Annotated in this window: 6 protein-coding genes; all 6 read right to left on the bottom strand. The window is 67.9% G+C overall.

Annotated elements, in window-relative coordinates; translation table 11 throughout:
• Positions 1-78: 78 nt before the first annotated feature.
• Positions 79-2,124 carry an ABC transporter ATP-binding protein gene (locus Y704_RS0111660; protein ID WP_051476972.1) on the bottom strand — a complete coding sequence of 682 codons (2,046 nt, stop codon included), beginning with the start codon at positions 2,122-2,124 and terminating at the stop codon, positions 79-81.
• A 577-nt stretch (positions 2,125-2,701) separates the two neighbouring features.
• The gene (gene argH, locus Y704_RS0111655; RefSeq protein WP_081747590.1) at positions 2,702-4,252 is read right to left on the bottom strand and encodes an argininosuccinate lyase; all 1,551 of its coding nucleotides are present in this window, start codon (positions 4,250-4,252) and stop codon (positions 2,702-2,704) included.
• Entirely contained in the window at positions 4,252-5,454 is a 1,203-nt protein-coding gene (locus tag Y704_RS0111650) for an argininosuccinate synthase (RefSeq protein ID WP_026550252.1), read from the bottom strand. The genes argH and Y704_RS0111650 overlap by 1 nt, the downstream gene beginning before the upstream one ends.
• Positions 5,455-5,518: 64 nt before the next feature.
• Positions 5,519-6,046 carry an arginine repressor gene (locus Y704_RS0111645; protein WP_026550251.1) on the bottom strand — a complete coding sequence of 176 codons (528 nt, stop codon included), beginning with the start codon at positions 6,044-6,046 and terminating at the stop codon, positions 5,519-5,521.
• On the bottom strand, positions 6,043-7,011 hold the full coding sequence (gene argF / locus Y704_RS20800; RefSeq protein ID WP_051476971.1) for an ornithine carbamoyltransferase: 969 nt from the start codon (positions 7,009-7,011) through the stop codon (positions 6,043-6,045). Before argF ends, Y704_RS0111645 begins: the two co-directional genes overlap by 4 nt.
• The coding region (locus Y704_RS20795) for an aminotransferase class III-fold pyridoxal phosphate-dependent enzyme (RefSeq protein ID WP_081747589.1) at positions 7,008-8,160 on the bottom strand (1,153 nt) is incomplete at its 5' end. The genes Y704_RS20795 and argF, both read right to left, overlap by 4 nt.

Genomic DNA, 8,160 nt, shown 5'->3' with positions numbered 1-8,160 from the left:
CAAACTCGCTCTGACCTACCGCGGCGGAGTCGTTCTCCGCGCCATCACCATCTGGCTCAAGGAATTAGGAGACACGCCCTAGCTTGCACGAACGTCCGCCGTAAGCCGTTGGCGTGCCGCCATGTCGCGGTAGAGCTCATTGCCGGCCAGAAGCTCGGTGTGCGTGCCACTGGCCACCAGTCGTCCGCCCTCGAGCACAAGAATCTGGTCGAAGTCGGCAATCGTCGAAAGCCGGTGAGCCACGACCACGACAGTGCGGTTCCGCGCCGCCCTGCCGAGGGTCTGCTGCAGCAGCTGCTCGGTCCGTGAGTCGACCGACGACGTCGGCTCGTCCAGCAGGAGGACCGGTCGGTCCGCGAGGATGATGCGCGCCCAGGCCAGGCGCTGGCGCTGGCCTCCCGAAAGACGCACGCCGTCCTCCCCGAGATTGAGCTGCAGCCCCTCCGCCGAGCGGTTGATGAGTTCGGTCAGCCCGACGGCGTCGAGCGCGGCAGCAAGCTCCTGGTCGCTCGCGCTGGGCGCAGCCAGGCGAAGGTTGTCGGCGAGTGTTCCGCTGAGCACGGGAGCTTCCTGTTCCACGAGGCCCATGCGTTGCCGGAGCTCGGCGCGGGGCACGCTGCTGATCGGAACGCCGTCGAAGTGGATGCTTCCGGAAGACGGTTCGTAGAACCGCTCGAGGAGTGCCAGCACTGTTGACTTACCTGCCCCTGACGGCCCGACCAGAGCGGTGCGGCTACCGGCAGGAACGGTGAACGAGACATCATCGAGGACCCAGGGCGGGTCGTCGGGCGCTGACGATCCGGCGGTCGCATCCGACGTAGCGGCGTCATCCGCAGCAGGATCAGGCCGGGCCTCCTCCGGCTGGTCGCGGTCGTACCGGAACCGGACGTTGCGCAGCTCCATGGACGGTGCCGTTCCGGTTCCTACTGCTGTTCCTGTTCCTGTTGCCGTCCCGATTGCCGTTGGCATTGCGCGTCGTGCGCCGGTAACGGTTTGCCCGGCTCCCGTGACACGGGCTGGACCGGTGGTGGCTTCCCGGGTGCTGACGTTCTTGTCCCCGGCCGTTCCTGCAATCCCATGGGCCCGCCCGGTGCCGCCGCGGCCGACAACGGCGTCGGGACCGGAACGGGTGCGGACGCCGCCGTCGTGCTCGTCCGCGTTCTCCGGCTCAAGCCGTGCGATTTCCTGGATGCGGTCAAGGGCGGCAAGTCCCGATTGGATCTGCACGAACGCGCTCATTGCCGAACCTATCGGCAGGACAAGCAGGAACAGGTAGAGGATGAAGGCCAGGAGATCCCCCAACTGGAGAGCACCGCTGGCCCCCCGGAGCCCACCGACCGCGAGCACCACGATGAAGGCACCCTGGATACAGATGGACATGATGGGCTGGACGGCGGCCTGCAGCTTGGCCATGGCGATCCCGGCGCGGAACGCCGTCACGGCCTCGGTGTCGATCACGGCTGCCTCGCGCTGTTCGGCCACGGACGCCTTGATGGTGCGTATCCCGGAGAGTCCCCGCTCCACGGCCGCGGACATCGCTCCAACGGCGTCCTGAACGTCCTTGCTCCGTTTGCGGATGAGTGAGCCCAGCATCAGGACGCCTCCCGTCCCGAGCAGCACCGCGCCGAGGGTGATGCCGAACAGGAGGGGGTCGAGCAGGATCATGAGCACGACGGCTGCTGCGAACATCAACACCGAGGACACGATGTCGAAAAGCCCGGAGGTGATGACGCTGCGCATGAGGGTGGTGTCGGAACCGACGCGGGACATCAGGTCGCCGACGCGCCGTTTGTCGAACTCACGGATCGGCAGACCGAGCAGGTGCCCGATCAGTGAACGTCGGAGGCCAAGCACCACCGATTCCGCGGTGCGCTGCAGGAGGTATGACTGCGCGGCACTGAAAATTGCTCCTGCAAGGGTGATCGCCACCAACAGCCACACGAACCTGACCGCCGGCTCCCCTCCGGAGACGGCGTTCACCAGTTGCTGGACCATCAGAGGTTGCACCACGGAGAGTCCGGTCGCGAACAGCGACACGACGGCCGCTGCGATCAGGACGCGGATATGTCCCCTGAGGTAGGGCCAGAACTCCGTCAGTCTGGCCCGCTCGCTGGAGGGCTGCATTATCCCAATGTGCTTGGCGGCTGTAGCGGTGTCAACGTGCTTCGCGGTAGGCGTAGCAGGGTCGGTCGTGTTGGTGTGGGCACGGCCGGGATCGGGCGTCGACGTCGGCGTCGTATCGGGCGCTGGAGACGACCTCACAGGCTGGTATCGCCGAGGACGCCGCCTCGGGCATCAAGTGCGCAGCATTGACGGCTTTTCGCTCGAAAACCCGTCAATGCTGCGCACTCGATGGAATTGCATAGCCGTTCAGAGTTCGAAGTAGCTTGGTCCAGCACCGTTGACAGGGAATGACGCCGAAGGCAGCACCCCCGTCGCATCTGCAACATCGTGCTGATTCTGCTTCCGCGGACGTGGCTAGAACGCCACCTTGACATCGAGTGCGCAGCAATAGCGGCTGTAACGACCCAGGACGCTATCCCTTGCATCAAGTGCGCAGCAATGACAGCTTTCCGCTCGAGAACCCGTCATTGCTGCGCACTCGATGGGGAAGGGGGATAGGGCCAGCGGGTCCTCTAGGACCGCCCGCTGAAAAGCGCCTCGGAGAGGAAGTAGGGCAGGTACACTCACGCCCGAACCACTACTCCCCCGTCGCGAACCCCACCACCATCGCCAGCTCCCCCTCAAGTGCCTCCAACTGCCGCGCGACGGCGGCCGGCGCCGTCCCGCCCTGCGAGTTCCGGCTCGACAGGGATCCCTCCACGGTCAGAACCTTCCGGACGGCCGGCGTCAGGTGGTCCGAAATGGCGGCGAACTCCGCGTCAGTCAGATCCCACAGCTCGACGCCGCGGCCCTCAGCTACCCGAACTGCGGCCCCCGACAGTTCGTGTGCTTCACGGAAGGGCACGCCCTGCCGAACGAGCCACTCGGCAATGTCTGTCGCCAGGGCAAAACCCTGCGGAGCGAGCGCCGCCATGCGTTCCGTGTTGAACGTGAGCGTCGCGATCATTCCCGACACGGCGGGCAGCAGCACCTCGAGAGTGTCCGCGGCGTCGAACACGGGTTCCTTGTCCTCCTGCAGATCCCGGTTGTAGGCAAGCGGCAACCCCTTCAGGGTGGCGAGCAGCCCGGTCAGGTTGCCGATGAGCCGGCCGGCCTTGCCGCGGGCCAGCTCGGCGACATCGGGGTTCTTCTTCTGCGGCATGATCGAAGACCCGGTGGAGAAGGAATCGTCAAGGGTCACGAAGGAGAATTCCTTGGTGGCCCAAATGATGATCTCCTCGCTGATACGGGACAAATCGACACCGATCATCGCAGCCACCCACGCGAACTCGGCATAGACATCGCGGGATGCCGTGCCGTCGATCGAGTTGTGGGTCGCGGAGGAGAACCCGAGGTCGGCGGCGACGGCCTCGGGATCAAGCCCGAGGGAGGACCCGGCGAGGGCGCCCGAGCCGTAGGGCGACACCCCGGCCCGTCGGTCCCAGTCCTGCAGCCGCTGCACATCGCGCAGGAGTGCCCAGGCGTGCGCCAGCAGGTGGTGGCTGAGCAGCACCGGCTGGGCATGCTGAAGGTGGGTACGCCCCGGCATCGGAACGGCGGCGTGCGTTCGTGCCTGGGTGATCAGCGCCTCGATGGTCTCGAAAGTGCCACGCGCGATGATCCGGGCGTGGTCCCGCAGGTACATGCGCCCGAGCGTCGCCACCTGATCGTTGCGGGAGCGCCCCGCCCGGAGCCTTCCCCCGAGTTCCGGCCCGGCGCGCTCGATGAGCCCGCGCTCAAGGGACCCGTGGACGTCCTCGTCGGAGTCCGCGGGCACGTACGCGCCGGAGCGGACGTCCGCGTCGAGCCGGTCCAGAGCCTCGAGCATCCCGATCACTTGCGTGTCGTCGAGCAGGCCGGCACGGTTCAGGACACGGGCGTGGGCCCGTGAGCCCTCGATGTCGTAGACCGCAAGACGCCAGTCGAAGTGCGTCGACTTGCTGAGCGCCGCGAGGGCATCCGCAGGACCGCCGGCAAACCGACCGCCCCAGAGAGAGCCGGTGTTCGTCCCCGGGCGCCCCCCAACCTCGCTCCGCTCAGCCGGGGACCCCTGCACACGTGGGCCCACCGGGCGCCCCCCAACCTCGCTCCGCTCAGCCGGGGACCCCTGCACTCGTGGGCCCTCGCCGCCGTCGTGCGTTGAAGCCATTAGGCGCCTGCCCGCTGGTCACGGCTCGAGGCCACCTTGGAGGACAGGCCGAAGATCTCGATGAAGCCGCGGGCCATCGACTGATCGAAGGTGTCGCCGGAATCGTAGGTGGCGAGGTTGAAGTCGTAGAGCGCGACGTCGGAGCGGCGCCCGGTGACGGTGGCGCGGCCGCCGTGGAGGTCCATGCGGATGTCGCCGGTGACGTACTTCTGGGTGTCATCGATGAACATGTCGAGTGAGCGCTTCAGCGGGGAGAACCACTGGCCGTCGTACACCAGCTCCGTCCACCGCTGGCCGACGGTCTTCTTGAAGCGGGACTGCTCACGCTCGACCGTGACGTTCTCGAGTTCGCGGTGCGCGGCGATCAGCGCCATGGCCCCCGGGGCCTCATAGATCTCGCGGCTCTTGATGCCGACGAGGCGGTCCTCGACGATGTCGACGCGGCCGACGCCCTGCGCGCCGGCCCGGCGGTTGAGCTCCTCGATCGCCTGGAGCGGCGTGACGGCGTGGCCGTCGATGGCCACGGGGATGCCCTCCCGGAAGGAGATGGTTACCTCGTCGGCGACGGGCGGGAATTCAGGGGATGCGGTGTACTCGTAGACGTCCTTGGTGGGCCCGTTCCAGATGTCCTCGAGGAAACCGGTCTCGACGGCGCGCCCCCACACGTTCTGGTCGATGGAGAACGGGTTCTTCTTGGTGGTCTCGATCGGCAGCCCCTTGGCCTCGGCGAAGGCGATCGCCTTGTCGCGGGTCAGCGCGAGGTCGCGGACTGGCGCCACGCACTTGAGGTCGGGGCCCAGGGTCTGGATGCCCACCTCGAAGCGGACCTGGTCGTTGCCCTTGCCGGTGCAGCCGTGCGAGACGGTCGTGGCGCCGAACTGGCGGGCGGCTGCGACGAGGTGCTTGACGATCACCGGGCGCGAGATCGCGGACACGAGCGGGTATGCGTCCATGTACAGGGCGTTGGCCTTGAGCGCCGGCATGCAGTACTCGTTGGCGAACTCGTCGCGGGCGTCGGCAACGTAGGCTTCGACGGCGCCGCAGCCCAGGGCACGCTGGCGGATGGTCTCGAGCGATTCGCCGCCCTGTCCGACGTCGACGGCGACGGCGATCACCTCGGCGCCGGTCGCTTCGGCAATCCAGCCGATGGCTACTGAGGTGTCGAGTCCGCCGGAGTAGGCGAGAACAATGCGTTCGGTCACTGAAATATGCTCCTTCTGTGGGGCCGGTTCGTCCGGCACATGATTGTGGCAAAAATGCAGGGCATCAGGTTTCCTGTGCGAGGCCCAGAAAGCGCTCGGCGACTCCCGCGCCGCCGGCGGCGTCGCGTGTCACCAGCAGGACGGTGTCGTCACCGGCAATACTGCCAAGGACCGACGGCATCACCGAATGATCGATGGCCAGCGCGAGGAAGTTGGCGGCCCCGGGCGGGGTTCGCAGGATCACGAGGTTGCCGGAGCCTTCGGCGGTGACGAGCAGTTCCCCGCAGAGCCGGGCAAGGCGTGCGTCGAGGATTTCCTGGGTGATGCCGCTCTGTGGGGCCCGGTCGCCGCCCTCGGCGGGCACCGCATACACCAGGGTCCCCTCTTTCCCCCGGACACGGACGGCTCCGAGTTCAACGAGGTCCCGGGACAGCGTGGCCTGCGTGACGAGGACACCGTTGGCTCCGAGCAGGGCGGCCAGCTCGGCCTGCGAGCGGACCGACTGGCTGGTGAGCAGCGCCGTGATCTGCGCGTGGCGTGCGGTTTTCGTGGCCGGATGGACGGTGTCGCGGGGCGCTGCCATGGCATTCATTCCCCGTCCTTCCGGGACGTCCGGGGAGCCCTGGACGACTTCATGAGCCACACCATAAGCGCCTTCTGCGCGTGGAGCCGGTTCTCGGCCTCATCCCACACCACGGACTGCGGCCCGTCGATCACCTCTGCGGATATCTCGTATCCGCGGTACGCGGGCAGGCAGTGGAGGACGACGGCGTCCGCCGCCGCGAGTGCCATCGCCGCTGCATCCACCCCGTAGGTGCGGAAGAGCTCGGACCGTGCCGCCTTCTCGTCCTCCTGGCCCATGGAGACCCAGGTGTCCGTCGCGACGACGTCCGCTCCCGTGAGCGCTTCGGAGGGGTCCGTGGTGACGAGCACCGAGCCGCCCGTTTCCGCTGCCCGGAGCCTCGCAGCCGCGATGATGGACTCTGCCGGAAGGAAGCCCTCGGGCCCCGCGATCCGCACGTGCATTCCTGCCGTCGACCCCGCCAGCAGGTAGGAGCTCGCCATGTTGTTCGCCGCGTCGCCCAGATAGGCCAGCGTGAGACCGGCGAGCGGTCCCTTGTGTTCCCGGATGGTCAGCAGATCGGCCAGGAGCTGGCACGGGTGATAGTCGTCGGAGAGGGCGTTGATGACGGGAACCCGCGACGCCGCCGCCATCTCCTCGAGGCCCGACTGCGCGTAGGTCCGCCACACAATGGTGGCGACCATCCGCTCGAGCACCCGCGCCGTATCGGTGATGGACTCCTTGTGGCCGAGCTGTGAGTCCCCGGAACCGATGACCAGCGGAACGCCGCCGAGGTCCGCGACGCCTGCAGCGAAGGAGACCCGCGTCCGCGTCGAGGTCTTGTCGAAGATCAGCGCGACGGTCCGGCGCGCTGCGCCCTCACCCGCGTAGACGGCCTCGGCATAGGGCTTGACCTTGAGCTCAAGCGCAAGGTCCAGGACTTCGGCCTGCTCGGCCGGGGTGAGGTCGGTGTCGACGAGGAAATGCCGGGTCATGCTGAAGCTCCCTTGCCAGTCGGTGCGGTTCGTGCAGTGAAAGCCCTTGCCGCAGTGTCCAGCACCGTTGGAAGTGCCTGCAGGAAGGAGCCGGCCTGGTCCTGGCTGAGGATCAGCGGCGGTGCCAGCCGAAGGGTTCGAGGGCCCGTGCTGTTGAGGATGAACCCTGCAGCCAGAGCGGCGGGAACGGTGTCGGGTGCATACCCGCCGTCGACGTCGAATCCGAGGAGGAGCCCGCTGCCCCGGACGTCGGTGACCCCGGGTATTCGTGCGAGGCCGTCTCTCAGGAACCTCCCGACAACGCCGGCATTGTGCAGCAAGCCCCCGGCTTCGAGCGCTTCGATGGTGGCCAGTCCGGCCGCGGTCGCCACCGGGTTCCCCCCGAAGGTCGTGCCGTGCTGGCCCGCGCCGAGAAGGGAGGACACCTCGCCGCCGAAAGTCACGAGGGCACCGATCGGGTAGCCGCCGCCCAGCCCCTTGGCCAGCGTCATGGCGTCCGGTAGCACCGCGTCTTCCCCGCCGCCGTCCTGGTGCGCGAACCACTCCCCGGTGCGCCCCATCCCGGACTGCACCTCGTCGAGGATCAGGAGCGCTCCGTGCCTGCGGGTCAGCTCGCGGGCAGCCCGGAGGTAGCCGTCGGGAAGCGGACGCACGCCCGCCTCACCCTGGATCGGCTCGAGAACGACGGCGGCCACGGTGTCATCCACGGCTGCAGTCAGCGCCTCGACGTTCCCGAACGGCAGGTGCTCGACGCCGCCGGGCAACGGCTCGAAGGGTTCCCGGTAGGCCTGCTTCGAGGTCAGTGCGAGGGCCCCCATGGTGCGCCCGTGGAAGGCGCCGTCGAGGGCGAGGATCCTCGTGCGGGTGGGAGAGCTGTTGCGCCGGGCCAGCTTGAAGGCCGCCTCCAGCGCTTCGGTGCCGGAGTTGGTGAAGAAGACCTTGGAGCCGACGGGCGCCTTCATGGCGTCCGGTAGCACCGCGTCTTCCCCGCCGCCGTCCTGGTGCGCGAACCACTCCCCGGTGCGCCCCATCCCGGACTGCACCTCGTCGAGGATCAGGAGCGCTCCGTGCCTGCGGGTCAGCTCGCGGGCAGCCCGGAGGTAGCCGTCGGGAAGCGGACGCACGCCCGCCTCACCCTGGATCGGCTCC

The organism is Arthrobacter sp. Br18 (assembly GCF_000520555.1).
Taxonomy (GTDB): Bacteria; Actinomycetota; Actinomycetes; order Actinomycetales; family Micrococcaceae; genus Arthrobacter_D.
Note: the sequence above shows the minus strand (reverse complement) of the source record. Positions and strands in the feature narration are given on the sequence as shown.